The organism is Microcoleus sp. FACHB-1515 (assembly GCF_014696105.1).
GTDB lineage: Bacteria > Cyanobacteriota > Cyanobacteriia > Elainellales > Elainellaceae > JAAUTJ01.
Genome location: NZ_JACJPO010000066.1, coordinates 130,529 through 156,332 on the forward strand (window position 1 = coordinate 130,529; position 25,804 = coordinate 156,332).

28 protein-coding genes and 1 other RNA gene are annotated in these 25,804 nt (G+C 52.9%); 17 read left to right on the plus strand and 12 right to left on the minus strand.

Annotation, left to right across the window (positions count from 1 at the left end; translation table 11 throughout):
- Positions 1–40: 40 nt before the first annotated feature.
- From H6F67_RS22825 to H6F67_RS22840, 4 genes are all read right to left on the minus strand, one after another.
- Positions 41–1,480, minus strand: a complete 1,440-nt coding sequence (locus tag H6F67_RS22825; protein WP_190768953.1) for an alpha/beta fold hydrolase — start codon at positions 1,478–1,480, stop codon at positions 41–43.
- Positions 1,481–1,595: 115 nt separating this feature from the next.
- A complete protein-coding gene (locus tag H6F67_RS22830; RefSeq protein WP_190768954.1) occupies positions 1,596–2,009 on the minus strand; it encodes a CAAD domain-containing protein in 414 nt (137 codons plus the stop codon).
- A 93-nt stretch (positions 2,010–2,102) separates the two neighbouring features.
- Complete coding sequence (locus H6F67_RS22835) at positions 2,103–2,615, minus strand: hypothetical protein (protein ID WP_190768955.1); 513 nt, start codon at positions 2,613–2,615, stop codon at positions 2,103–2,105.
- A 55-nt stretch (positions 2,616–2,670) separates the two neighbouring features.
- Positions 2,671–3,114 (minus strand): hypothetical protein, encoded by a 444-nt coding sequence (locus H6F67_RS22840; RefSeq protein ID WP_190768956.1) that lies wholly within the window; start codon positions 3,112–3,114, stop codon positions 2,671–2,673.
- 554 nt (positions 3,115–3,668) lie between these two features.
- Here H6F67_RS22840 and H6F67_RS22845 point away from each other — a divergent pair.
- The 11 genes from H6F67_RS22845 to H6F67_RS22895 all read left to right on the plus strand — a co-directional run bounded on the left by H6F67_RS22845 (position 3,669) and on the right by H6F67_RS22895 (position 13,045).
- Positions 3,669–4,166, plus strand: coding sequence for a helix-turn-helix transcriptional regulator (locus H6F67_RS22845; protein ID WP_190768957.1), 498 nt, complete (start codon positions 3,669–3,671; stop codon positions 4,164–4,166).
- A gap of 277 nt (positions 4,167–4,443) precedes the next feature.
- Positions 4,444–5,271, plus strand: a complete 828-nt coding sequence (locus H6F67_RS22850; RefSeq protein ID WP_190768958.1) for a hypothetical protein — start codon at positions 4,444–4,446, stop codon at positions 5,269–5,271.
- Between the two features lie 366 nt (positions 5,272–5,637).
- Positions 5,638–5,844, plus strand: a complete 207-nt coding sequence (locus H6F67_RS22855) for a hypothetical protein (RefSeq protein WP_190768959.1) — start codon at positions 5,638–5,640, stop codon at positions 5,842–5,844.
- Positions 5,845–5,876: 32 nt separating this feature from the next.
- Complete coding sequence (locus H6F67_RS22860; protein WP_190768960.1) at positions 5,877–7,256, plus strand: NAD-dependent succinate-semialdehyde dehydrogenase; 1,380 nt, start codon at positions 5,877–5,879, stop codon at positions 7,254–7,256.
- Between the two features lie 66 nt (positions 7,257–7,322).
- On the plus strand, positions 7,323–8,960 hold the full coding sequence (locus tag H6F67_RS22865; protein ID WP_190768961.1) for an acetolactate synthase large subunit: 1,638 nt from the start codon (positions 7,323–7,325) through the stop codon (positions 8,958–8,960).
- A gap of 103 nt (positions 8,961–9,063) precedes the next feature.
- On the plus strand, positions 9,064–9,741 hold the full coding sequence (locus H6F67_RS22870) for a carbonic anhydrase (RefSeq protein ID WP_190768962.1): 678 nt from the start codon (positions 9,064–9,066) through the stop codon (positions 9,739–9,741).
- 36 nt (positions 9,742–9,777) lie between these two features.
- Positions 9,778–10,920, plus strand: a complete 1,143-nt coding sequence (locus H6F67_RS22875) for an FHA domain-containing protein (RefSeq protein WP_190768963.1) — start codon at positions 9,778–9,780, stop codon at positions 10,918–10,920.
- 76 nt (positions 10,921–10,996) lie between these two features.
- Positions 10,997–11,986, plus strand: coding sequence for a permease (locus H6F67_RS22880; protein ID WP_190768964.1), 990 nt, complete (start codon positions 10,997–10,999; stop codon positions 11,984–11,986).
- Between the two features lie 38 nt (positions 11,987–12,024).
- Positions 12,025–12,121: signal recognition particle sRNA small type (gene ffs, locus H6F67_RS22885), an RNA gene on the plus strand.
- A 99-nt stretch (positions 12,122–12,220) separates the two neighbouring features.
- The gene (locus H6F67_RS22890) at positions 12,221–12,592 is read left to right on the plus strand and encodes a phasin family protein (RefSeq protein WP_190768965.1); all 372 of its coding nucleotides are present in this window, start codon (positions 12,221–12,223) and stop codon (positions 12,590–12,592) included.
- A gap of 18 nt (positions 12,593–12,610) precedes the next feature.
- A complete protein-coding gene (locus tag H6F67_RS22895) occupies positions 12,611–13,045 on the plus strand; it encodes a hypothetical protein (RefSeq protein WP_190768966.1) in 435 nt (144 codons plus the stop codon).
- A gap of 77 nt (positions 13,046–13,122) precedes the next feature.
- Here H6F67_RS22895 and H6F67_RS22900 read toward each other — a convergent pair whose 3' ends face one another.
- Entirely contained in the window at positions 13,123–14,184 is a 1,062-nt protein-coding gene (locus tag H6F67_RS22900; protein ID WP_190768967.1) for an ABC transporter ATP-binding protein, read from the minus strand.
- 80 nt (positions 14,185–14,264) lie between these two features.
- On the opposite strand from H6F67_RS22900, the gene H6F67_RS22905 reads away from it, so the two are divergent.
- Together H6F67_RS22905 and H6F67_RS22910 are read left to right on the plus strand one after the other, a co-directional pair.
- Positions 14,265–15,923 (plus strand): iron ABC transporter permease, encoded by a 1,659-nt coding sequence (locus H6F67_RS22905; protein WP_242020757.1) that lies wholly within the window; start codon positions 14,265–14,267, stop codon positions 15,921–15,923.
- Entirely contained in the window at positions 15,920–16,417 is a 498-nt protein-coding gene (locus H6F67_RS22910; protein ID WP_190768969.1) for a pentapeptide repeat-containing protein, read from the plus strand. Before H6F67_RS22905 ends, H6F67_RS22910 begins: the two co-directional genes overlap by 4 nt.
- 72 nt (positions 16,418–16,489) lie before the next feature.
- On the opposite strand, the gene H6F67_RS22915 is transcribed toward H6F67_RS22910, so the two are convergent.
- Complete coding sequence (locus tag H6F67_RS22915; RefSeq protein WP_190768970.1) at positions 16,490–17,545, minus strand: Fe(3+) ABC transporter substrate-binding protein; 1,056 nt, start codon at positions 17,543–17,545, stop codon at positions 16,490–16,492.
- A gap of 250 nt (positions 17,546–17,795) precedes the next feature.
- Between H6F67_RS22915 and H6F67_RS22920 the strand changes: the two genes are divergently transcribed.
- Positions 17,796–18,572 (plus strand): PepSY domain-containing protein, encoded by a 777-nt coding sequence (locus H6F67_RS22920; RefSeq protein WP_190768971.1) that lies wholly within the window; start codon positions 17,796–17,798, stop codon positions 18,570–18,572.
- A 27-nt stretch (positions 18,573–18,599) separates the two neighbouring features.
- Here the strand turns inward: H6F67_RS22920 and H6F67_RS22925 are convergent, their stop codons facing one another.
- On the minus strand, positions 18,600–20,858 hold the full coding sequence (locus H6F67_RS22925) for a Tex family protein (protein WP_190768972.1): 2,259 nt from the start codon (positions 20,856–20,858) through the stop codon (positions 18,600–18,602).
- A gap of 188 nt (positions 20,859–21,046) precedes the next feature.
- Here H6F67_RS22925 and H6F67_RS22930 point away from each other — a divergent pair, with 188 nt between their 5' ends.
- Entirely contained in the window at positions 21,047–21,748 is a 702-nt protein-coding gene (locus tag H6F67_RS22930; protein ID WP_190768973.1) for a hypothetical protein, read from the plus strand.
- A gap of 86 nt (positions 21,749–21,834) precedes the next feature.
- Here H6F67_RS22930 and H6F67_RS22935 read toward each other — a convergent pair whose 3' ends face one another.
- Positions 21,835–22,197 carry a hypothetical protein gene (locus tag H6F67_RS22935; RefSeq protein WP_190768974.1) on the minus strand — a complete coding sequence of 121 codons (363 nt, stop codon included), beginning with the start codon at positions 22,195–22,197 and terminating at the stop codon, positions 21,835–21,837.
- 176 nt (positions 22,198–22,373) lie between these two features.
- Between H6F67_RS22935 and H6F67_RS22940 the strand changes: the two genes are divergently transcribed.
- Together H6F67_RS22940 and H6F67_RS22945 are read left to right on the plus strand one after the other, a co-directional pair.
- Positions 22,374–23,354, plus strand: a complete 981-nt coding sequence (locus H6F67_RS22940; RefSeq protein ID WP_190768975.1) for a PfkB family carbohydrate kinase — start codon at positions 22,374–22,376, stop codon at positions 23,352–23,354.
- Positions 23,344–23,832 (plus strand): CYTH domain-containing protein, encoded by a 489-nt coding sequence (locus H6F67_RS22945; protein ID WP_190768976.1) that lies wholly within the window; start codon positions 23,344–23,346, stop codon positions 23,830–23,832. Before H6F67_RS22940 ends, H6F67_RS22945 begins: the two co-directional genes overlap by 11 nt.
- On the opposite strand, the gene H6F67_RS22950 is transcribed toward H6F67_RS22945, so the two are convergent.
- The 4 genes from H6F67_RS22950 to H6F67_RS22965 all read right to left on the minus strand — a co-directional run bounded on the left by H6F67_RS22950 (position 23,825) and on the right by H6F67_RS22965 (position 25,533).
- Complete coding sequence (locus H6F67_RS22950) at positions 23,825–24,529, minus strand: cytochrome b/b6 domain-containing protein (RefSeq protein ID WP_190768977.1); 705 nt, start codon at positions 24,527–24,529, stop codon at positions 23,825–23,827. The two genes, H6F67_RS22945 and H6F67_RS22950, sit on opposite strands and share 8 nt — an antisense overlap.
- Before the next feature lie 85 nt (positions 24,530–24,614).
- Positions 24,615–24,857, minus strand: coding sequence for a YgiT-type zinc finger protein (locus tag H6F67_RS22955; protein WP_190768978.1), 243 nt, complete (start codon positions 24,855–24,857; stop codon positions 24,615–24,617).
- 2 nt (positions 24,858–24,859) lie between these two features.
- The gene (locus H6F67_RS22960; RefSeq protein WP_190768979.1) at positions 24,860–25,168 is read right to left on the minus strand and encodes a DUF4258 domain-containing protein; all 309 of its coding nucleotides are present in this window, start codon (positions 25,166–25,168) and stop codon (positions 24,860–24,862) included.
- Between the two features lie 113 nt (positions 25,169–25,281).
- The gene (locus H6F67_RS22965; protein WP_190768980.1) at positions 25,282–25,533 is read right to left on the minus strand and encodes a hypothetical protein; all 252 of its coding nucleotides are present in this window, start codon (positions 25,531–25,533) and stop codon (positions 25,282–25,284) included.
- Positions 25,534–25,804: the final 271 nt, after the last annotated feature.

Here is a 25,804-nt window from a genome sequence, read left to right on the forward strand (position 1 = left end):
GGAATTTGCAGTGCCAAGTTCCCCGCAAGACGACTGCTCCTTAAGAAAGTGGAAATCCAGCCGCCAGCAGCCACGCAAAGAACAAGGCTGAACCGATCGCATACGCCCATGCATCGTTCAGCCAGCCTGCGACAATCGCCAACAGTCCCAAAATCGGCGGAAACAGCGGCAGCAGCAAGAACATAAAGCCAAGCTGCGGAATTAGGTAGACGGTTGCGCCAAAGCCAAGAATTAAAATTGCGCTTTGCGCCAGCCACCAGAGAATCCGCTTGCCCGTGCCGATCGACTGCTGCACCATCCCCGCCGCCAGAAACCAGGGAAAACAGGCAGCGGCGATCGGCAACCACACTTTCAGCCGACTGGGAATTAGCCACCACTGAAGCCAAACCACCTGCGCCATTGCCCCAAACGCGATCCACAAAATCGCGAAGAGCGCCAGCCCGATCGCTACGCTTCGGCCTGTCGGACGCGAAACCTGCGCCAGCACTGTCAGCCAAGTGATCCCCGCAATCAGCAGCCAAACGCCGACCGCACCGCCAACCTGTACGCCGCCCAAACTTGCAAGTTCAATTCTTTGATTGAGTAGGGTAGCTGCGGAAATGGCCGCGATCGGCGCAACAAGCAGTCCCGCCCAACGCTGAAGCGGATTAATTTTCAGCGCAGGTAGGGGTGTGGCCGCGATCGGCGCGATCGCCGTCAGACCGAGCAGCCAGCCGAGCAGATGCAGCCCATACCAACCAATGCGGCGATCGACGTACTGACTCTCGGAAGTCCGGTTAAACGTCGCATCTAGCCAGCGCACAGCCGCCTGATGACTCACATCGCTAAACAAAATCGTGATGTGCTGCGCGTTCGGGATAACGATCAGTTCTCGTGCTGTGCCCGCTGCAAGGCTGGAATTTTCGTCGCCTGCTTGGGTGAGGAGTCGATCGGCATTTTGAATAAATCGCCCTTCACCGCTGCCAACCTGTAGCTGAAGATTGCGCGGAGCGGTCGGAGTGACGGCTGCACCTGTGGGAGAAATGGCGATCGTCGCCGCAAACTGCGCTGCATCTTGAACGCCAGCCGTCATCACAATGCCGCTGCCCATCGAGTGACCCAGCAAAGCCAACTGAGCGCGATCGACTTCCGGCTGTTCTTGCAGCACTTGCAAAGCAGTTGCGAGATTGTTCTGCAACTCGTAGCGCTCTAGCCGAACCGGATTGGCACCATGTCCGTTAAAGTCCCACAGCATCACGGCGTAACCTGCTTTTGCCAGCACATGTGCATAGCCCAGCATCAACTGCTTTGAACCTGCAAAGCCATGTGCCACTAGAACTCCGGGCGCGGGCGAGACACGAGGCGCAACATAAAGGAGCGGTAAGGATTCACGATCCAGCGACTTGATGATTAATCCGCTGCGGGCGGAGGCGATGCCGAGCCAGGAGGCGACGATCAGCACGATCGCCACCAAAATCAATCCCAAACGCTGCCGATTCAATCTTTCTGCTCCTGCTAGACAACCTCTCTTGATGATAGTCAGGTCGATCGAGATTCAATGAAAAAGCGCCCAGCAGAAAGTTATACCAGGCGCTTTCGAGGCAATCAAACCACAACTAGCCGAGAATTTGCTGCTTGATGCGATTGACTTCTTGCGAGAGTTCTTGGCGCTTGCCGCTGGTGAGCAAATAGCGATTCACAAACCAAATCGAATAGCCCAAGCCAACCAGTTCAAACAGCGGCGACAACAGCGGAATGCCATTAATCGTGCCGATCAACGCGCTCAAAACGCGAATGCCAAGCAGAGCAACGATCAGCCAGCCGATCGCCGAAATCAGCGAGCCATTTTGATGGAAGAAACGACCGATGTATTCCGGCAAATCACTGATGATGTCCGTTGCGCTTTCGACGACTTTGCGCCAGGTTGCCATTTCAGAATTCTCGCTATCCACCGAAACGCGCACCTCAGCGGCGGGTTCGCTCACGACCAGTTCCGTACCAGATTCGTTGTTTGTCATTTGGGCAGTCATGTTAATTCACCTCTTAGATTTATAGTGGATTTTAAAAGAAGCTGACAATTTTGCTCGATCGAATTGCTCAATTGTCAGCTAGGTTCGATCCAATTAGCGGCGACCGTGCAGCCACTTGGCCGCGATCGCGCCCATTACCGCGCCCACAACCGGATTGCTCAGAAACTTGAGAATGCCGGGCTGGTCGGCCAGCACATCCTGAAAGATGTCAGGGTGATTGTGATAGGTGAAAGCGGCAAGCTTGCTGACATCATCGGCGTTCATGCGGCTGGCATGATGGGTCGAAAGACCAAGCTGTTTTTCCAGATCGCGCTCTTTCAAGCCACGCTTTTCAAGCTGTTTGAGAAATTCCCGGGCCACATCGTCGCGTTCGCGAGGACTGATTTGGGCGATCGCCTTTTGCAATTCCGGCTCCATTTGCTGAGTGGGAATGGTGTTCGGATGCAGATTGCGGCCAAAGATTCGTCGACGTTCTTCGCGGCTCGATCGCTGCGCGAAGTCATCAAAATTTTCGTAGTGCGTGTCTTCAGGTGCACCCAAAGATTCCACATTTCCCTTTGCCAAATCGTTCATAATCTGGCGTTTGTACTGGTCGCTACTAGACATTTCTTCAACCTCTATACAAATGTTTGATCAAGTGTTTGAAAAGCAATTTTTTAAGTTAGCTTTTCGGTGCTTCGTACTCGATTTGCTGCGTAGCGTTGCTGTATCGCGCGGTCAGAATCAAAGTTTTGTCTGGGGCGTACATCCGAACAGTGAGATCGCGATCGGGAAAGTTTTGGCGGAAGCTTTGCGCCACCGATCGAGCCAGCGATCGCACCTCAGTCGGCTTGACTTTGCGATCGATCACAACACCAACCTGATTGCCGTCGCGCACATAGGCATCGGTCACCAAATCCTTGCTTGACTGCACCAGCCAATCACCATAAGCTTGTCCGGCGGGCGTTGTGCCGCGCTCAATTCCAGACGGTGTGCCGCCTAATCTCGGCTGCTCGATCACCGGAGTCGAAGCTTGTGTTGCGCCTGCACAGGCCGAAGTTGTCAGCAAAACAACGCCCAAGCAAAACGCAATAATGAGCCGACGAAACTGTTGAAAAAACTGCATTTTATCCTCCCAATTTGAAACATCTACAGCCCGATTTCATAGTGTTGCTCGCATCCGGGTGATGGTTCGATCGACCCACAGCCGCTTTATCGACTTCCGCGAGCAACGGTTCAAGTAAAATTACTTCTCTTACTTCATCCTGCGATTTCAAGAAAATTCCGACATTCTCCTTGCGATAGAGCTTTGTTAGACTCGGTTCTCTCTCTAGTTCAGGACATCTGCTGATTTCTCCAGGAAAAATTGCCTGCAACGAATGGTCTGTCGGCATTTGAGCGATCGCCCCGTTGGGGATCGCTGCTTTTGCGATCGGCAAGTCTGAAGCTAAAGCGCGTGTTTTACTTGAAAGCAGAATTGATACAATCAGTAAGATTGATACAATAAGTTAAGAAGTGGTTGACGTGATTGCGCCGATTGCATAGCCGGGTGCATTCGATTTGTCTCGTTGGGATGGCGAAATTGCTTCGATCGATTCACTAGACTGCAACTTAAAGTCATAAAACCAATAAAGCCAAACTTTTTAGCCGCTTTAACTTGTGCTAATTCAACCTGCTCCTATGAATTCTCTCAAGCTTCGCCCTGAACAATGTTCTGCGTTCGGGCAGTTAGTTTTGCAATATTTGCAGAACAATCCACACACCAATATGAGCCAGCTTGCCAAGCAAGTCAGAATTACTCGCGCTGGCCTCGGCTGGATTTGTCTCAAGCGCAGCGGTCCTGATGAAGAAACGGCGAAGCGAATTGCACAGGTGATTGGAGCAGATTTAAGAGAAGTCGCGCGACTCGTTCATGAAAATAAGATCGAGAATTTATCAAACCTAAATCGCTTAAACTACACCACCCACATCAACGGCAAAGCAATTACGCGATCGATTCCAATTGAAGATGCGATCGCCAGCTTAAATAGTGTCTATCACGCCTTTCAGCAAGCGATTCGCAGCGTTCCGCTGGCCGAAAAACCCTCGGATTTTCAGCTTTATAAACAGTCATTTGAAATCATTAAAGCGCAATTTCTCAAAGGCAAAAAGATCAGTAAATCAACGCCAGTCAACTAGCCTGCTGACAATAGAGAGTACCCGAAAGGGTGCTGTCGGTTCAGATTAAGCAAGGCCAAGATTGCAGCAGTTGCAGATTAGACAGGACTGAGGCAAAAGCCGTGTCAAGTTCCGGCTGAAAGCGCAAACGCATTCAAGTGGGTTGGTTCGACGGGCTTAGTCAGGTTCAACTGACTTGAGCTTTGAGCTTTGGAAATTCATTTCCTAATTGCTAATGCGTCAGTCCTGCTATAAACATAAACACTGCACGGTCACTCTCACTTCAACCTCTGAACCGATGGAAATTTCAACCTTTGAACTGCTCGTTAAACCGATCGCTCCGCGCATTTTGGGCAACCCTGCGATCACCGCTGTAGCACGTCGCGTTGTCCAAGGCTACTTCCTAACGATTTCCAACCTCGACAGCAAAGATCTCACCTTTCGGCTGGAGTTTGTGCAAAGCAATCCGAATCCGGTTGATCCCGATCGCAGCCTGCTCAACAACGCCGACCTGATTTTTGACATTGCCGGAGCCAACAATCCGATTACGCTGACTGCTCTGCCTGCCAATCGTTTTCGTGGTTCGTTCCGTCTGCCCGCAGGCCAAACTGCTTCGGTGCAACTGCTGCCGCGCCTGACGCCTCCACTGCTGGCCGCAGCAGAACCGGATCTGGAAGTGCGTGGCTATGTGTCGCTGACGCTTCCGGCTCTGCGCCGTCCGACTCCGCCGTTTAGCTTGTTCACCGAGCCACAAAGCGATGCGCCAGTGAAGGTGCTGCTGAATCCTGAAGTGCGCGGCACGTTTCTCCCGAACAACTTCCCGACCGCTACCAATGGCGATTTTGACCAGATCAACTATCCCTTGGCGATCGCCAGCGGCAAAGGTTTGAACGAAATTGTGCCGGAACCCGGTGGCCCGATCATCATCCGTCCGATCGATCTTGATCTGCTGGAGCCTGTGCGGAGAGGACTGCTGGAATCGCGCTTTGCCGAAGCTGACAATCTGGAGAAATCTCAAACGCTCGTGGAACTGATGGCACAGCTCGATCGCAGTCCTGAAAATTTGCAAGGCTTGAGCGATTTGCTCTCTAAACTGGATATTCCCGTTCAGGTGATGCCTGCATAGTTTAAGTTGGCGATCGCCGCCGTTTTAATTCATAGCAATTGAACAGATGGCGGATCGATCGTAGGGACATGGCAGTGCTATGTCCCTACAAACCTTGTATTTAGTATTAATTCAATTGGCGTTTAAGAAAATTTTTGTGTGGGGACGACGTGCATTTGACCGATCGCTAAATTCAATTTGGATCTGCGTCTCGCCTATCTAGATCGTTCTGTTTTGAACCACACTTTACTACTTTAAGTAAGATCGTTTTTCTGTTTCTCTGGGCGAGTAACAATGGAGGCAAAGCCGCGAAAGCGAGATTCATTCAATAGTTGAGCTGCGATTTGCGTCTCTTGGACTCGATCGCCGCCTTCCCCCTCGATCGCCATGAGTCAGCTTATCGTTCTTAAGTTTACGCAAGGCAATTTAGAGCAGGGTTTTCCAAACGCGATCGCTCAACTTTGGCAAGCTGATTCTACGACTCGAAACATTGTTCAATCTAAACAATCACAAAGTTTTGTGCGTAATCTTTACCAATTGCGGCAGAGTCTTAAAACTACTGGAACACTGGAAATAGAAGCCTTGAACGGCTGAATTTATAGTTACGCAACAGGAGAGCAGGCGAAATGGGTATCGCCACCGTCAATCCGGCGACCGGAGAGACGTTAAAAACCTTTGCGCCCTTGGCAACTGAGGAGATTGCAGCGAAGCTCGATCGATCGCAACACACCTTCGAGCAATATCGCCACACAAGTTTTGAGCAGCGATCGAATTGGCTGCACAAGGCGGCAGAAATTTTGGCAGCGAATAAAGCCGAATACGGCAAAATTATGACGCTGGAGGTCGGAAAGCCGATCGAAGCGGCGATCGCAGAAGTGGAAAAATCGGCCTGGGTCTGTCGCTACTATGCTGACCACGCTAAAGAATTCCTGGCCGATGTGGTGATTGGCACGGATGCGAGCCGCAGCTTTGTTCGCTATCAGCCCTTGGGCATTGTGCTGGCCGTGATGCCCTGGAATTTTCCGTTTTGGCAGGTGTTTCGCTTTGCTGCACCTGCGCTAATGGCCGGAAATGTCGGCTTGCTCAAGCACGCCTCCAACGTGCCGCAGTCCGCGCTGGCGATCGAATCCATCCTCCTTGAAGCTGGATTTCCCGCAGGCGCATTTCAAACCTTGCTGATTGGCGCAAACCAAATTCCGCAGGTGATTGAGGACGATCGCGTCCGCGCTGCTACTTTGACCGGAAGCGAAGCCGCAGGCGCAAGTCTCGCTAGTGCTGCCGGAGCGCAAATCAAAAAAACCGTGCTGGAGTTGGGCGGCAGCGATCCGTTTATTGTGCTGGAAAGTGCAGATTTGAATGCGGCAGTTTCGACGGCAGTGACGGCGCGAATGATTAACAGCGGTCAGTCTTGCATCGCAGCGAAGCGGTTTATCGTGCAGGAATCGATCGCGAACGAATTCACATCAAAGCTGGTCGAGAGATATCGATCGCTCAAAGTTGGCGATCCGCTCGATCCCAATATCCAAATTGGCCCCCTTTCCACGCCGGGAATTCGCACTGAACTTGATCAGCTTGTGCAGGCTTGCATCGAGCGAGGTGCAAAAGCGTTGATCGGTGGCAGTTTGAATGAATTACCGGAACATCTCAAGCAGGGCTACTACTATCCGCCGACGATTTTGGCTGAGATTCCACCGGGAACGCCTGCCGCAGATGAAGAGTTTTTTGGTCCTGTTGCGCTGCTGTTTCGCGTGCCGGATTTGGAAAGTGCGATCGCTCTGGCAAATCGCAGTCCGTTCGGCTTGGGATCAAGTGCTTGGACAACCATTCCTGAAGAACAAAATCGTCTCATTCACGACATCGAAGCGGGCTGCGTTTTTATTAACAGCATGGTCAAATCTGATCCGCGCTTGCCGTTTGGCGGCATTAAGCGATCGGGCTACGGACGTGAATTAGGAATTCAAGGCATCCACGAATTTGTCAATATCAAAACCGTTTGGGTGCAGTAGTTTTCACGCGATTGGGAAAATACGCGATCGCTTCAAAGTGTTTCAATTTCAAGAGGAGTTTTCCAAGTGAATACCGCAGAATTGCTCGTTCGATGTCTGGAAAATGAAGGCGTCGAATATGTGTTTGGCCTGCCCGGAGAAGAAAATCTTCAGGTGTTAGAAGCCTTAAAAAATTCGTCAATTCAATTCATCACAACGCGCCACGAACAGGGAGCCGCATTTATGGCCGATCTGTACGGGCGACTGACCGGAAAAGCCGGAGTTTGCTTGTCCACGTTGGGGCCAGGAGCAACCAATCTAATGACGGGCGTAGCAGATGCAAATCTCGATCGCGCTCCTTTAGTTGCGATTACCGGACAGGTGGGAACCGATCGAATGCACATTGAATCGCATCAATATCTCGATTTGGTGGCAATGTTTTCGCCTGTGACGAAGTGGAGTACGCAAATTGTTCGTCCCAGCAATACGCCAGAAATTGTACGGAAGGCCTTTAAGATCGCACAGACAGAAAAACCGGGAGCCGTTCACATCGATTTGCCGGAAAACATTGCGGCGATGCCTGCGATCGGTCAGCCGCTCCGCACGGATGCGCGTGAGAAAGTGTTCGCTTCATTTCACAGCATCGATCGCGCAGCGATGGCAATTTCGGAAGCAAAAAATCCGCTTATTCTAGTTGGGAATGGCGCTTTACGTGGACGGGCGAGTGAAGCCGTCACGCAGTTTGCCACGCAGTTGAATATTCCGGTTGTTAACACTTTTATGGGCAAAGGTGCGATTCCCTATACGCATCCGAACGCGCTGTGGGCAGTGGGTTTGCAGCAGCGCGACTACATTAGCTGCGGATTTGACAGCACGGATTTGGTGATTGCGATCGGCTATGACTTGATTGAATATTCACCAAAACGCTGGAATCCAGCGGGCAATTTGGCGATCGTTCACATTGATGAAACGCCTGCTGAAATTGACAGCAGCTATATCCCCTTGGCCGAAGTCATTGGTGATATTTCTGATTCGCTTGCCGAAATTTTGAGTCGATCGCGCCGTCAAAATCTGCCTGCACCCGCTGCCTTTGAGCTTCGCGACGACATCCGCCATGACTATGAAGAATATGCCAACGATGACGGCTTTCCGATCAAGCCGCAAAAGCTAATTTACGATCTGCGGCAGGTATTGGGGTCAGAAGACATTTTGATTTCAGATGTGGGTGCTCATAAAATGTGGATCGCGCGGCACTATCACTGCGATCGCCCCAACACCTGCATCATCTCGAATGGCTTTGCGGCAATGGGGATCGCGATTCCGGGTGCGATCGCGGCCAAGCTGGTTGCGCCCGATCGCAAAGTGGTCGCGGCCACAGGTGACGGCGGCTTCATGATGAACTGTCAAGAACTCGAAACCGCCCTGCGCTGCAAAACGCCGTTCGTAACGCTGATTTTCAACGATGGCGGCTATGGTCTGATCGAGTGGAAGCAAATCAACCACTATGGCGAATCCGCCTTTATCAAATTTGGCAATCCTGATTTTGTCAAGCTGGCGGAAAGTATGGGGCTGAAAGGCTACCGCGTTGAGTCGAGTACGGATTTTGTGCCGATGCTCAAAGATGCGCTGGCTCAAGATGTGCCCGCCGTGATCGATTGTCCGGTCGATTATCGCGAGAATTTGAAGTTTTCGCAGCGATCGGGCGATCTCAGTTGTCCGCTCTAGTTCAAATGCGATCGATTCTTCAAATCAAGAGTTTTCCAAACTGTCCGGAAGATGATTCAGAAACAAGAATCCCTTAAAAGGATGATTCCGAATCGATCGCACAATGGAACCTGCTGCATCACAAACCGCTCGAATTGCCGCACTGACAAACGAAAATTTGTCAGCGGATGATGCGCTGCAAAAATTAATGGCGGGCAATCAACGATTCATCTATGAGCGATCGAAAAGCCCCAATCAAACGCTGTCTCGACTGGATGAAGTGGTGCGAGAACAAAAGCCGTTTGCAACAATTTTGGGCTGCTCGGATTCTCGCGTTCCGATCGAAGTCATTTTTGATCAGGGCTTAGGCGATCTCTTTGTGATTCGCGTGGCAGGCAACATCGTCACGCCTACCGAACTCGCCAGCATTGAATATGGTGCATCCGTTCTCAAAACGAGAATTCTGTTTGTTTTGGGTCACAAAAATTGTGGAGCCGTTAGCGCGACGTTGAAGGGCGGAAATTTATTAGGACAGATGAACACTTTAATTGATTCGATTCAGCCTGCCGTTGATCGATCGCTTCAGCAACCCGGCGATCGCCTCGAAAATGCCATTCGCGAAAATGTGTTTTGGCAGATGGAACGGCTGAAGGAATCTTCGATCGTTTGTGACTTACTTCAACAGCAGCAAATTAAAATTATCGGTGGATATTTTGATTTAGAAACGGGCAAGGTTTCCATTTTTAATGTAATTACGAATCATCGATCGACTATTCAAGTCAATCATATTCATGCTTTTTAGTTTTTGCGATCGATCCGCTTATGCTTTCTTCTATGTATGCTCTACCTCAAAATCATCAACATTGAAACAGGCGAGTTTCGCCACACCGTTCTCTCACCGGAATCTAACCCACAAAGTGAATGCCTAATCGGTCGCAGTTCGACTTGCGATCTGATGCTCAACAGCCCCGATGTCAGTCGCTTTCATGCCAAAATCATCTTTCAAAATCAACAGTATTTGCTCAACGATCTACACAGCACCGATGGCCTCCGCATCAACAATCAAGAAGTAAATCTCAATGAAGATCGCGTTCTGCGAGAAGAAGACGCAATCTCGATTGGCAGCTTCATTCTTTGGATTGAGAAAGTTGAAGCGGGTTTGGCATTAAAAGCACCTGCGAAATCACCGCAAGTCTTGCGGTGTGTGCGAATTGTGGAGGAAGCGATCGATACCAAAACTTTTAGCTTTTTGTTGGAACCTGCGATCGCTTTTCCCTATCAACCAGGTCAAGTCTTACCGATATCTGTCAAATCAGAAGATCAAATCTTTACCTATTTCTGCCCAATTTCTTCTTCACCAACTCGTCCGCTGCTCGATGTGACGCTAAAGCAAACCTTTGGCACAGATATCGCAAAAAGCTCAATCAATCGATTGGCAAACTGGTTTTTTGAGTCGATGCAGGTCGGCAATGAACTTATTGATTTCACTAAGCCAAGCGGCAGCTTTACCTGTTTTCCTCATCCGCCTCAAAAAATCTTATTAACTTCGGCAGGAATTGGCATTGCGTCGATGATGTCGATGCTGAGATGGATTTATGATACGGCTGCGGATTGTGACGTGACGCTGCTGCACAGTACGCGATCGCCCGACCACATTCCCTTTAAGCAAGAACTCGAATTGATGGCGATGCACCTGCCCAAATTTCGCCTCGTCATCACAACCACACAGCCTCAATTGACTTCATCTTGGCTGGGATTAACCGGAAGAATTACCGCAGATTTGCTCACCACCGTTGTACCGGATTTAGACGAGCGCACCGTTTATGTTGCGGGAGCGCCTGACTTTGTGCGATCGATCGAACAAATTCTCAAACAGCTTCATTTTCCACCGCAAAACTATCACAAAGAAACATTTGAAGCGCAAAGTTTGATTCAGCAGTTGAGCGATCGCGAGCTTGCGGAACGGTATCGCACGCTTTAATTTCGACCGGAGCGATCGCACATCCGGTAGAATAGCCTTTCAGACTTGCTGCTGTGGCTCTACACTTTCGCTGCTCATGAATCAACTTAATAGCGCGGTCACGCTGTTTTTTAGCTTGCTGGTTGAGGCCATGCCCTTTTTGCTGCTGGGCGTGTTTTTTTCGAGTTTGCTGCTGCTGTTTGTCGATGAGCGCAAGCTGATTGCCGCCATGCCGCGCCATCCGCTGCTTGCCGCGTTTGCCGGAAGCTTGATTGGCTTTTTGTTTCCCGTCTGCGAATGCGGCAATGTTCCGGTTGCGCGACGATTGATCGTTCAGGGTGCGCCAAGCTCAATGGCGATCGGTTTCCTCCTCGCTGCCCCAACCGTCAACCCAATCGTGTTTTGGGCAACCTGGACAGCATTCCGTGACCAGCCGGAAATGGTCTTTCTGCGCGTCGGCTTCTCACTGCTGATTGCGACAATCATCGGTTGGGTGTTTAGTACGCAGGCAGATTTGAGGCCGCTGTTGCAGCCGTCGATCGCTCAATCCGTTCCCGTTGCCAACAAGCCAGATCTCCTGCAATCGGGTACATTCCTGCTGGGTTCCGGTCAGCCGATGCGCTTTGATGCCAACGTGATTGCAGCGACGGCAGAAAATCCAGTGTTGTCGAAACCGATCGGCGCAAGGCTGCAACTGATGTTTGACAACATGATTCAGGAATTGCGCGAACTCGGCGGCGTTCTCATTCTCGGCAGCGCGATCGCCGCGATCGTTCAGGTCGCCGCGCCTCGCGAGGTAATTTTGAGCTTGGGGCAAGGCGTGGTCACTTCGATCGTAGCGATGATGGTGCTTGCCGCTGTCGTCTCGATTTGCTCGACCGTTGATGCATTTTTCGCGCTCTCGTTCGCTTCCACGTTTACAAGCGGGTCGCTGCTGGCCTTTCTTGTGTTTGGGCCGATGATTGATCTGAAAAATATTGGCTTGCTGCTGACCGTTTTTCGGGGACGAGCGATCGCCTACATCTTCATCCTCGCCGCCCAGCTCACCTTTTTACTAACGCTGCTGATTAATCTCTACGGTGGCTGATTTGCCGTATGGCTGCTTTGTCGTGTTATGATGAGCATGGCCTGGACTCATGCGATTACAACGCCCAAACCTTGTCAGGACCGGAAGGTAGCAGCAATACGGGACGCTTGTAATAGGCGTGAACTCCGGGCCGCTTTTTATGCGGGTGCGCTGCAAAAATCCGCTGGGCTGGGCAGTCAGGTCGATCGTCTCCTATCCTGGAGAAAAAGCAAAGAATTGGGGATGGTGCTTCACATGCCTGGTTTTGGAGATTTGGTGCAAAAAGCGTTTTATCTCGGTGTTGGGGTTGCGTCCTATGCCGGAGAAAAGGCGGGCGGGGCGATTAGCGAATTGCGATCGCAAGCGCAAAAATTGGCTGATGAAATGGTCGCTCGCGGCGAGATGAACGCCGAAGAAGCCAAACGGTTTGTCAATGACATGGTGAATCGCGCTCAGCAGCAAACCGACACGCCGCCAAAAGCCGAAGCGCAAGAACGCCCTGCCGAACCTCGCCGCATCGAAATTCTCTCTGACGACGAACCGACTTCGCAGTCCGATCCGACGGATGACCTCCGACAGCAGGTCTCCAAACTCCAAGAAGAACTTCGCCGTCTTCAAAACCCTTAGTTGAACTTACACACGCTCATGGAAGGCTGGCAGCAGGACTGGTGGAAAATGTTGGAAACCGTTGCAGAAGAAATTGAACGTTTCGTTACGGATGTGGTCGAAGAGTTGGAAGCCGCCACAGACGCGCTGATCGGCTTCACTGAAGAAGTGGCTGAACAGGTGGAGCGATCGCTCACGCCCACGTTTGACGAAGCCGACGACACGCTAGACGACTGGATCGATCCGCTGCTCGCCTTCCTCAACGGCATCGAAGCCACAATGGGCGAAGTGGTTTCTCCCGTCACGCACACGGTTGAACCAATGCTCAATCAGCATCCCGCTTGCGTTGGCTGTCGGCACTATCACGGTCAAAGCTACGGCGGCACAACGCTAGTTTGTGGAATGCATCCCTATGGCTGGGAAGATGAAAAATGCCCAGACTGGGAATCGACCTGGCCGCATTCCGAGAATTAAGCATTCTGGTGAAATCTAGAAAGCTTCCGATCGATTCGATTGGAAGCTTTTTTGTCAAAAGGAGCGCTCAACGCAAATCAGTTTAGAAAAACCCGCACCGCCTGCGGCGACACGCTTAGCCGGACAGTTGTTCCGATCGCCAAATTCAGCGGCGATCGCACCTGCAAAAGCTGACCGGACAGGTGCAAAAAGTAGCGATAGTCGCGGCCTAGAAACTGGCGATCGCGCACTGTTGCGCTGCCTGCTTCGTCCGCTGCAAGCTGAATGTCTTCTTGCCGAATCATCAGATCGGCAGCTTCAGCCGGGCGGGATGCCGGAACGACAAACGCGCCGATCTCCGTTTGCCACGCTTGATTTTGCCAGCGGGCGGGCAGAAAATTTGCCTGCGTCACAAACTCGGCCACAAAGCGAGTGGCAGGTTCGCGGTAAATCTGTTCGGGCGTGTCAATCTGCGCGATCTGTCCGTCCTGCATGACGGCGACGCGATCGCACAAGGCCAGCGCCTCCTCCTGATCGTGCGTGACAAAAACCGCTGTTGTGTGTGTCGCTTTGAGAATGTCGCGAATTTCCTGCCGCAGCCGCAGCCGCACCTGCACATCCAGATTGCTCAAGGGTTCATCGAGCAGCAGTAATTTGGGACGCGGCGCGATCGCTCGTGCCAAAGCGACGCGCTGCTGCTGCCCGCCCGACAGTTCATGCGGGTAGGCGTTCGCCTTACTTTCCAGGTGAATCAAAGCGAGGGCAGACTGAACCGCCGCAACCGTAGAACCACCTGAAAGACCGAACGCGATATTTTCCGCGACGGTCAGATGCGGAAACAAAGCGAAATCTTGAAACACCATGCCGATCGATCGCTGTTCGGGCGGAATCGATCGGGTCGAGTCGGCCACGATACGATCGGCAAGCTGAATCTGCCCACTCTGGGGCTGCTCAAATCCAGCAATCAACCGCAGCAACGTGGTTTTGCCGCAGCCGGATGGCCCCAGCAGTCCCAAAATTTCACCCGAATGCAGCGCAAACGAAACCTCAAAAACGCCGAGTTTGGGAACCGAAGTGCGCGATGCCGTTCCGGGACGCCACGAGTGGCGATCGAACTGTTTGGACACTTGATCCAGATGCAAAATCGGCAGCGTCGTCATGCGAATTACTTGCGTTTAGCCGCAAAAAAGCTTATTGCTATAAATCAGCAACAATCATACCGCGATCGCCCTCGAAAATCTTGAAAGCAATTCGCATCAACCCCAAACCCGGTTTGTCCGGCTGGACGCTGCTCGTGGGCGGATTGGCCGCGCTCGTCGCTGTTCCAGTTCTCGTCGTTTTGGGCAGCGTGTTTCAAACCTCAAGCGATTTGTGGGGACATTTGGCCGCGACGGTTTTGCCCCGCTACATCGCAAACTCATTTGGACTGATGATCGGCGTTGGGCTGGGCGTGGCGATCGTCGGGGTGGGAACGGCGTGGCTGGTAACGATGTGTCGCTTTCCCGGCAGTTGGATTTTAGAATGGGCGTTGCTGCTTCCCCTTGCGGCTCCGGCCTACCTGCTGGCCTACACCTATACCGAACTGCTTGACTACTATGGCATCGTGCAGCGATCGCTCCGCGCGGCCTTCGGCTGGCGCACGGCAATGGACTACTGGTTTCCCGATGTGCGATCGATCGGCGGGGCGATCGTGCTGCTGACCTTGGTGCTGTATCCGTATGTCTACCTGCTGGTGCGAACCGCGCTGATCGAGCAGTCGGTTTGCACCCTGGAAGCCAGTCGCGTTTTGGGCTGCAATCCCTGGCGCAGTTTTTGGCGCGTCGCGCTGCCTCTGGCGCGTCCCTCTGTCGCCGCCGGAGTCGCGCTTGCCCTCATGGAAACCTTGAGCGACTACGGAACCGTGCAGTATTTCGGCGTCGATACCTTCACAACGGGCATCTACCGTACCTGGTTTGGCATGGGCGAACGCACGACGGCGGCTCAACTCGCCGCACTGCTGATGCTGTTTGTGCTGGCGCTGATTTTGATTGAGCAGTGGTTTCGCCGTCAGCAGCGCTACTACCAAGCGGGTTCTCAGCAGCCCCGATCGCACTACGTCCTGCAAGGCTGGCGAGCCACGATCGCCCAAATTGCCTGCGTTCTGCCGCTCCTGCTAGGTTTTGTCCTGCCTGCGGGTTTGCTGCTGCAAATGACGATCGATCGCGGCTTGGGCAACACGCGCTTTTGGGAATTTGCCCGCAACAGTTTGATTTTGGCAATCCTGACGGCGGCGATCGGTGTGGCGATCGCCTTGCTGATGGCTTATGGGTTGCGCTTGCGTCCGAGTCGATCGATGCTGCTGTCCGTCCGCGTGGCCGCGTTGGGCTATGCGATTCCCGGATCGGTGATTGCGGTTGGCGTTCTCGTGCCGCTGGGTCGATTTGACAATGCGATCGATGCCTGGATGGAATCGACCTTTGGCATTTCGACCGGACTGCTGCTCAGCGGCACGATCGCCGCCTTAATTTTTGCGTATCTGGTGCGGTTTTTGGCCGTTTCGCTGGGAGCAGTGGAAGCAAGTTTGGGACGCATTAAGCCGAGTTTGGATGATGCAGCGCGATCGCTCGGCCACAATTCCAGACAAACGCTGATCCGCGTTCATGCGCCGCTGATGCGGAGTGGACTGCTGACGGCGGCGATTCTCGTGTTTGTGGACGTGATGAAAGAGCTTCCGGCCACGCTGATCGTCCGCCCGTTCAACTTTGATACGCTGGCTGTGCGCGTCTATCAGCTTGCCTCAGATGAACGACTGGCCGAAGCCGCCGCGCCCGCCTTGGCGATCGTCCTGGTTGGCCTGCTGCCCGTGCTGCTTCTAAGCTGGCAACTGCAATCTCGCGACGTTGATCCTTCCCGACTATGAATTTAAGAAAGAATTTGACGAAATTCTCGATCGCCTTGACCCTTGCCCTGCTGTGGAGTTGCGCCAAACCCGCTCCGCAAGAACAACTGCTCGAAACCAAAAACTGCCTTGACTGCGACTTGGCAGAAGTACAACTGGCACAGGCCGATTTGAGCGAAGCACGGCTGAATCGATCGAATCTGCAAAACGCCAACCTCAATCAGGCCAATCTCAGCCGCGCTCTGCTTGACAGCGCCAACCTCAGCGGCGCAAATTTGGCGGAAGCGAATCTCAGTGCTGCTGCGCTGTCTGCGGCCAATCTCAACGGTGCCGATTTGACCAAAGCGAATCTGGAAGGTGCATTCTTACGCAATGCCGACCTCACAAACGCTAATCTTACGGGCGCAAATCTCCGCAACAGCGATCTGAGCAACGCCAACCTCGACGGCGCAAAGCTAGAAGGCGCAAATTTGCAGGGGGCAATTATGCCCGATGCCAAAATTCAGCCGCAGTAGGGGCGGGGCGTATCCCTACGCAGCCCGTAGCAATCAAGGCGCGATCGAGACCAGCCCGATCGCGCCATTCGCTTAAGCCCAGCCTGCCCGATCCATGATTTGCAGCGCTTCGGGATTGTTGCGGCCAAACACGGCAGCGTTAAGTTCATCTTCGCGGAACTGTCCCAAGCTCTGCACCACCGAATCAACAGGCGTACCCGGAACAACCGGATATTCGTTGTTGCCCTTGGCAAAAATTTCCTGCGCTTCCTGACTGACCATGTGTTCGAGGAACTGAATCGCCGCCGCTTTGTTCGGAGCCGTTCTTAAAACGCCGCCGCCGCTGATGTTGATGTGTGTGCCGCGATCGCGCTGATTGGGGAAGAACGCGCCGACCTGCTGCGCGATCGATCGATCTTCGGGATTTTCCGACTTCATCAGTCGCGCCAGATAGTAAGTGTTGGTGAGGGCAATGTCGCCCAGTCCGGCTGCGATCGCTTGGATTTGAGCGGTGTCGTTGCCTTCGGGCGGACGCGCAAAGTTTGCCACCACGCCCCGCGCCCATTCTTCGGTTTCCTGTGCGCCCCGTGCAGCCAAAATCGAACCTGTCAGCGATTGGTTGTAGACATGGGTGGACGATCGCACCAGCAGCCGTCCGCGCCACTTGGGATCGGCCAAATCTTCATAGGTCGATAGCTCAGACGGATTCACGCGGTCTTTGCTGTACATAATCACTCGCGCCCGCTTCGACAAACCGAACCAGTGTCCATCCGGGTCGCGCAGATTCGCAGGCACGGCAGCGGTGAGGATTTGTGAAGAAACTGGCTCTAGCAAATTGTCTTGCTGTGCCCGCCAGAGCCGACCTGCATCTACGGTGATGAACACATCTGCCGGACTGTTTGTCCCTTCGCTTTTAATCCGCTCGATCAGCTGATCGGCTTCGGCCTCCACCAGGTTGACGCGCACACCTGTCCGCTCGGTGAAGCTTTGATAGAGCGCATCATCCGTGTCGTAGTGTCGCGCCGAATAAAGATTGAGTTGTCCGCCAGTAGACTGCGCTCTAACCGCGCTGGGGCGGCTGAACTGATGAGCAGCGATCGCTGCCATTGCCGCACCAGAACTGATGAATACGCGCCGAGACATCTTCATGTGACATTGCTCCTAACGATGGCCACTGCAAAATCGGCGAGTGCTGTGGAAACAATCGCCCTAATTTAATTCAAAAGTATTGTACATTAATGCAAGTGATTCTTAATTAGCTTTGAGTGCTTTTGCGATCGTCCAATTCTGTTTATCCTCAGAACTAGAACTTCTCTGCTCAAAAACCAAAAGCATCTGAGCAGCAGTTCGCGGTTTCGGTCATTTTTGGCACTAATAGCAGGAATTTTCAGTAGTCGCGTTGAAATCCACCTTGAAAAACTTGCCCGCTCCCCTGCGATTGCTGATCCGTCCTTGGTTTGCCGTCTCGCTCGTCCTGCACGGCATCTTGATTTATATGCCCATTCCCACGTCAGAATCGATCGAACAGATCAGCATCACCGAGCTTCCTTCGCCCGCTGCAATTCCAACCCCCACGCCGTCCGTTACGCTCACGCCTGCTGCCTTGCCGTCACCCCCGCCCACCCCGAAACCTGTCGCTTCGCCGCTCGATCGTCCATCTGCGCCACTGGTGATTCCCACAGCGCGTCGCACTTCGATCGCCACGCCCACCGCTGCCCCCACCTTACAGCCCACGCCGACCCCAACCCCGATCGCTAGCTCTCCTCCAATCGCTAGCCCCAGCCCGACGCCGACTCCTGCTCCTAGCCCAACTCCCATACCATCGCCATCGCCATCGCCATCGCCATCGCCTAGCCCGACCTCGACCCCCAGTTCTGAAGTGCCGCTGGTTGAAGGAGCGATCGCAGGCTGTCTGGGATCAGATCAGTGCTGGGAAACGCCGGATACGCAGTGGCGATCGATCGCCCGCAATCTTCAGCAAACTCTGCGCGATCAAGGGTATGAACTCACCGAAATTCCGCTGGCCGATGACACCGGACGACGAGTTTATCGCTTATCCAAACCAGGCGAACCTCCTCGATATCTCAACTTGGTTTCAACCTTGCAGGGAACCCGATATCTCTTCACCGAAGCGCAAATGACGCCTGAAGAATTAAATCAAGCTGCTGGACTTTGAAATTAAATGCTTCAAAATCAGGTTGATTTAACGTCGCGGTTTGCGTCCAAATTTTGTTTGAAGATCGGCGATCGAAGCGTCTTTCGGCTGCGGTTTTGATCGGGTTGGAGGTGCAGCATTTGCCGATCGCATCGATAAGCTAATTCGCTTTAGTTTTTCGTCAACTTCTAAGACGCGCACTTTCACAACCTGCCCGACTTTGACAATTTGTTTTGGGTCACTGACAAAGCGATCGGCCAGTTGCGACACATGCACCAATCCATCTTGATGCACGCCAATATCCACAAATGCGCCAAAATTCGCCACATTGGTAATGATACCTTCAAGCTCCATTCCAACTTTGAGATCAGCAATTTCCTGAATTCCAGCATCAAACGTGGCATAGCGAAATTCAGCTCGCGGATCGCGTCCAGGCTTTTCCAATTCGCTCACAATATCGCGCAAAGTTGGTTCACCAATTGCGTCTGTAACGTAGCGACGCAAATCGATTTTTTTGAAGCGATCGGACTGCGAAATCTCGCTGAGCGAAATCTGCAAATCTTGAGCGATCGCCTGCACAATACCGTAACTTTCCGGATGAACTGCCGTATTGTCTAACGGATTTTTGCCGTCGCGAATTCGCAAAAATCCGGCTGCCTGCTCAAACGCTTTTGCGCCAAGCTTTGGAACTTTCAGCAGCTCTTGGCGATCGCGAAATGCCCCATTTTGATTGCGATAAGTGACAATATTATTTGCAACGCTGGCATTTAATCCGGATACAAACGTCAGCAGTTCTTTCGATGCCGTATTCAGGTCAACGCCGACAAAATTGACGCAGCTTTCTACCGTTTCTTCCAGCTTTTTCTTCAGCAGCTTTTGATCGACATCATGCTGATATTGTCCAACGCCGATCGATTTTGGATCAATTTTCACCAGTTCTGCTAGCGGATCTTGCAATCTCCGTCCGATGCTGATTGCCCCGCGAATCGTCACATCAAGATTCGGAAATTCTGCGATCGCCACTGGACTTGCAGAATAAACCGACGCGCCCGCTTCGTTCACCGTCACGCGAATCGGTGGACATTCAATTCCCGTCAGCGCTTCGGTGACAAACGCTTCGGTTTCGCGTCCGGCTGTGCCGTTGCCGATCGCAATGAGTTCGATGTGATGGTTGCCCAAGAGCGATCGCAACGTTTTTGCTGCCTGTTCGCGCTGTGCCGTTGATTGATGCGGATAGATCGTTTGATGCTCCAGAAACTTTCCGGTTTCGCTGATCACAACGACTTTGCATCCAGTGCGAAAACCCGGATCGATCGCCAACGTCGGCTTCATGCCTGCCGGAGCCGCCAGCAGCAAATCGCGCAAATTTGCTTCGAACGTGGCGATCGATTCAGCATCCGCCCAAGTTTTTTTCTCGGCAACGATCGCACTCGTCAGCGACGGCTTCAGCAAACGGCCAAACGCATCTTTGAGCATGTCGCGATAAAACGCTCGCAGCGCAGGTGCTTTCGTGCGAATCTGGCTGGCCTCCAGTTCCGTCAAGATTGCCGCCTCGTCAAATTCCAGCGCGAACGCAAGCACGCCCTCCGCCTCACCGCGCAGCAGCGCGAGAAAATTGTGCGGCGCGATCGCACTCACCTTCGATCGATAATTCCGATACATTTCAAATTTCGTGCTGCCTTCAGGAAAATCCTTTTTGATTTGCGCGGCAAACACGCCCGATCGCGTCAGCAAGTCGCGTAGGTGCGATCGCAGGTCGGCCTGTTCTGCCACCGCTTCGGCCAAAATATCCGCCGCGCCTTTGAGCGCTTCCTCAACGGTTGTCACGCTTTCGGACAGATATTTTTGCGCTTCCGGCTCGATCCGTTCCGGATCAGCGAAGCTGGCCGCCACCTGTGCAACCTGCGGGCGATTTTGTGCCCGCAGCCAGTCGGCCAGTGGTTCCAGTCCTTTTTCGCGAGCGATCGTGGCGCGAGTGCGACGTTTGGGACGAAACGGCAGGTACAAATCTTCCAGTTCGTTTTTTTGCTGAGCGGCTTCGATTTTGGCCTTCAGGTCGTCAGTGAGTTTGCCTTGCTCCGCGATCGACTGCAAGATCACGGTTTTGCGAGCGGCCAGTTCCGTTAAATATGCGTGGCGATCGGCCAAGTCACGCAACTGCACTTCGGTCATTTCACCAGTTCGCTCTTTGCGATAGCGAGCGATGAAGGGAACCGTCGCGCCTTCTGCAAGGAGTGCCAGCGCATTTTGCACCTGAGCGAGACGCAGGTTGAGTTCTTGAGCGAGCAGAATTTCGAGGCTGGACATGGCAGGCGATCGAGCAACAAATCATTTTCCACTATAGGCGGATGGCGGGAGGAGGCAGTTGAGAAACTGTCCTACAGCATCCGAAGTCTTGTAAAGCAGGATTGATGTCTTTTCATAGGACAGCGGACTGGTGATGTCAAACAGGCTCTCCAGTTCGGAACCTGAATCTTTTGTTTTGTGTGTTCCCTATGAAAATCGCTTACGTTTTAATTCCCAGCATCGTTGCAGTTTCTGCCGCAGTTGGAGCCGCGATCGCCACCGTCCATCAGTCCGCGCCGGACGTTCGACCGACGCCCACACCGATCACCACGCCCTCAACGCCCACGCCTTCGACTGCTCCGATCGCGTCCCCGACTCCTTCAACGCCCGCACCTGAGCGTCCCGCACCTGCACCTGAGCGTCCCGCAGCGGAACCCACACCAGAACCGCTCAGCCGTCGATCGCCCGTGACGATTGATGGAATTGGGCCAGTGCGCGTGGGAATGACCGTTGCTCAGGCTGAAGCAGCGGCAGGCATTCCGATTCGATCGGCAGGCGATAGCGGCAACGAAAGCTGTAGCTACTTTGAGCCACAAGGCATCGACGGCTTGTCATTTATGGTGACGGAAGGTCGGATTTCTCGCGTGGATGTGATACGCGGCAGTTCGATCGCCACCTTGAGCGGTGCGGGCATCGGCAATACCGAAGCAGAAATCGAAGCGATCTATCCCGGTCAAATCGAAGTGTCGCCGCATGAATATGTTCCGGGCGGGCACTATCTCATGTTTGTGCCAAACGATGCTGCCGATCGCAACTACCGCCTCGTGTTTGAAACTGATGAAAACGGCGTTGTGACGCAGTTTCGATCGGGCAAGCTTTCAGAAGTCACCTGGGTTGAGGGCTGTGCCTAATCCAGCAGGTGAAATTTCATGAAAATCTCGCGTAGGGGCATGACCTGTCATGCCCCTACCCATTTGTTTCACAGCGTCGATCGCCTTCAGCGCAAACCCGACTGCGATTTTGCGACCACCGCACCGTTTTCAAAGGTGACGGTGATGCGGCTACCGTCTGGGTTTTGCCAAAGGTAAAGGGCAGTGGCAGGAGCCTCTGGAACTTCAGCACGGCTGATTTCTTCACCCGATCGCCCCAGCAGCAAACTCACCTGCGCGATCGTCAAGCCAGGATGAATTTGTTCAAACTCGCTCAGCGTCATCAACTGACTGGCGAGTTGGATGGCTTGCTGCTCAGCAGGCGAGTGAGTTTTGAGGTTGAAGTAGCTGGGCACAGCGGCAGCGATGACAGTGACCGCAATTAACACGGCTGCACCAGTGAGTGAACTCGATCGCGCTTGCGAAATCATGAGTCTAAATTTAATCAAAAATTCATAGCCTAGCCTGCCAAATTGCAGATGCAGCATGGATCAGGGGAATTTGGGAACTTGGTTAAAGAAGCAATTGCCAAATTTCCGTAAATTCTCAAGCACTTCGTAAACGGGTTTGATAGGCTGGAAGCGATCGCCCCCGAAATTACTTGCCTGTGAATACTCCGCGTGTCCTTTGCTTTGGTGAAATTCTGTTCGATCTCATCTCTGACCAGCCTGGATGCCCGCTCGAAGCGGTCACGTCTTGGACACACTATCCCGGTGGTGCGCCTGCTAATGTTGCCTGTGCGCTGGTAAAGCTGGGCACAAGTGCGGGCTTTGTTGGCTGCGTCGGGGAAGATGCGCCTGGAAAAGAGCTGGTTGATTTGCTGCAATCAAGCGGCGTAGACACCAGCGGAATTCAGCGACACGCCACCGCTCCAACGCGAGAAATTTACGTGGTCAGAACGGCAGAAGGCGATCGCATCTTTGCCGGATTTGGCGATCGAAACACGGCGGAATTTGCCGACACGCGCTTGCAGGCGAAAGTGCTGCCCGTCGATCAATTTGCTAATGCCGATTACCTCGTACTGGGAACGCTAGAGCTTGCCTATCCCGATACTCGGCAGGCGATCGAGCGGGCGATCGAACTGGCCGATCAGCATCTCGTTAAGCTGTTTGTGGATGTCAACTGGCGACCTGTCTTCTGGTCGGATGAAGAAGCCGCCCGCCGCACGATTCAAGAATTCGTCAAGCGCGTGGATTTCCTTAAGCTTTCAGCGGAAGAAGCCGAATGGCTGTTTGACACGCAAGATCCGGGCGTGATCGCACATCGTCTGGGTAGTGTGGAAGGCGTTTTGGTGACGGATGGCGATCGCGGCTGTGCTTATGCCTTGGGCGGCAATGAAGGCAAACTGCCCGCCTTCAAGGTCGAAGTCGAAGATACGACGGGCGCGGGCGATAGCTTTGTGGCAGGCGTGGTGCATCAGCTTTGTCAGCAGGGCTTGCAGGCGATGCGCGATCGATCGGTCGCGGAAAAAGTCGTCGCCTATGCCAGCGCAGTCGGAGCGTTGACGACCCTTCGACCCGGAGCGATCGCCGCTCAGCCAACCGCAGTGGAAGTTGAAGCGTTTCTCCATCTCCACTATGGGCACTGAAATCGAGCGCAAGTTTTTGGTTTCCGGCGACGAGTGGCGATCGCTCGGTACGCCCGTCCGCTATCGGCAAGGCTATTTGACCGCAGACGAACGGCGATCGGTGCGAATCCGCGTGGCAGGCGGTGGCTTCGCCTCCTCCGGGCAGGGGTTCATCACGATCAAAGGATCAACCGAGGGCATCGCTCGCGCCGAATACGAATACGAAATTCCACTCACGGATGCAGAAGCCTTGCTCGATCGACTGTGCGATCCGCCACTGATTGAAAAAACGCGCACCAAAATTCCCCTGGATGGCGTCGTGTGGGAAGTTGATGAATTTTTCGGCGCAAACCAAGGCTTGATCATCGCGGAAGTGGAACTGAGAGACGCCAATCAAGCGATCGATCTGCCCGACTGGATCGGCGAGGAAGTCTCCACCGACCCGCGCTACTACAATTCCAATCTGGCAAGACATCCGTTTACTGAATGGTCTACTTGAAAGCCGAAATCACCCAGGCGGCGATGATGCTGAGAATTACTGAAATTTCCAGCAGTTTTAACCCTGAAGTGGGGCGCAGCCATTGAGCGATCGCCCGCCAACTCATTTGCTGACGCCACTGCTTCACCTGCTGCGGCCAAAACTTCGGACTGTCGCGATCGCGCCATTTCCAATCCACAATCGACAGCAACAGCGGAACGCCGCCCACCTTGACGCTCATCAGCAGATGCAGGGCGATCGATCCCAGCAGGATCACCCAGGAAATCAAATGCGCGTAATACCAAGCGTGATTCAGTTCGCCTCGCGGTAGCCACTCGCTGCTCATCATCTTGCCGGAATACAGCGCAAACGCGAGGGCAACGATCGCAAAGGTATTGCCGATTCGATGCAGCGTCATCCACCAAATCGGCGTTCCCACCTTGCCCAGCTTGGCGATCGAATCTGGCTGAACTAAGCGCTGCTGTCCACGCTGAAACGAATACAGCACAAACAGCGGAAAAACCAGCAGCGTGTAGAGTCCAAACGTGCCGTGAATGCCTTCAATTTCAGGAAAATGTGGTAGAGGAATTTTGCCCCAGCGTCCGTCGTAGGTGTCGTATGTCCAATAAGCGGTGAGGATAGCGGCGATCGCAAACAGTCCGGTCAGTCCATGCAGCAGGCGCAACAACAGCGGCTGATAGGGCGCAGATGATTTCATAAGATAGAGTGAAATCTATAGAACGAACAAAATCTAAAGATTTATTACAATATGGCAAATTCTGAAGCTGTTGCGCTAGAGGCAATTAGACGACTTGGAAAGATTGTCCTAGTGGAATGAAGTCAGAAGTTTCTTGACGCTTGAGTTTCGATCGAATTTCCTCAAACCGTCTCACCGTTTCCTGAGAATACAGCCGCTCACCGCACTCTAAACAAACTTCAGCCTGCACTTTGACGACAGCCATGTGAATACCGCCATAAAGCAACTTCTGCACTTCTTTCTCGACCATTTTGCCGCCGCAGATCGGACATTCGGGAAATGGCATCATGGCTAAAATCTTCTGATACGCCAGTTAATCCATCGGGCAGGATCGGGACGATACACCGTAATCAGCACAGCCCACTGGTTCTGACTATTGTATGCCCAAACGCTGTGAACTGGGTTTGCGTTAGCCGTTTTACCAAACACAAGGCAGCGCGGCGGACATTCCTCCGGGTAGCTTTCAATAATTTCACCTCGAAAAACCGAGAAGAAAATTTCATCTAGCGTCAGTTCGTCGTCTTCCGCAGCATCAACGGCATGATCGGTAATGCGGATTTGATCTGTCTCGATGGCCTGAATGATGTCGTCAATGTCCATTTAGTGTCAATGATCGCGCAGCTAGGTTTGCTTGGAATGGCGATCGCCCCCATGCAGAAAAGCAATGGCTAGGTGATCGCCTCAAAAACTTGCAGTTCTCAATCGTCTGCCATCTATTCGCTCTCCCAGTCTGCGATCGAACAACCGTCGAGTGAATCAGGATGCGACTCGCACTGCAAAGTCGATCGCTCTTTTTTCAAACGCTGTTTTTCGGGCTGTGGCGTCTTCGGGTCGTTGAGCTTTTCCTCAATCTCGGATAGCCGATCGAGTGATCGGTATGGCTCCTCGGCTCGGTCTGCCCGCACAGCGTCCCAAGCATCTTCGTCTTCCTCGCTCTGTTCATCTTGATTTCGAGTTGTTGACAAATTTGGGTTGATCGGCCAACATAATGATTGACAGTCAATCAACAAACGTAGGGTCAGGGTTAAAGTCATCGATCGAGCATCAAAAACTGATTGACTCACGGTGAGTAATCTCCTTACAAAAAACAAATTGCCTGATTCCTGTGCGGCTAGCTTGAGACCCTGCCGCACAGGAATTCTGCGTATACTAGCATAGGATTGACCAGAAATATACCAAGTTTTTCTGCGTGAAGCGTTCAGCCTCAATCTGCCGTCATAATGAGAGAAGACGCTT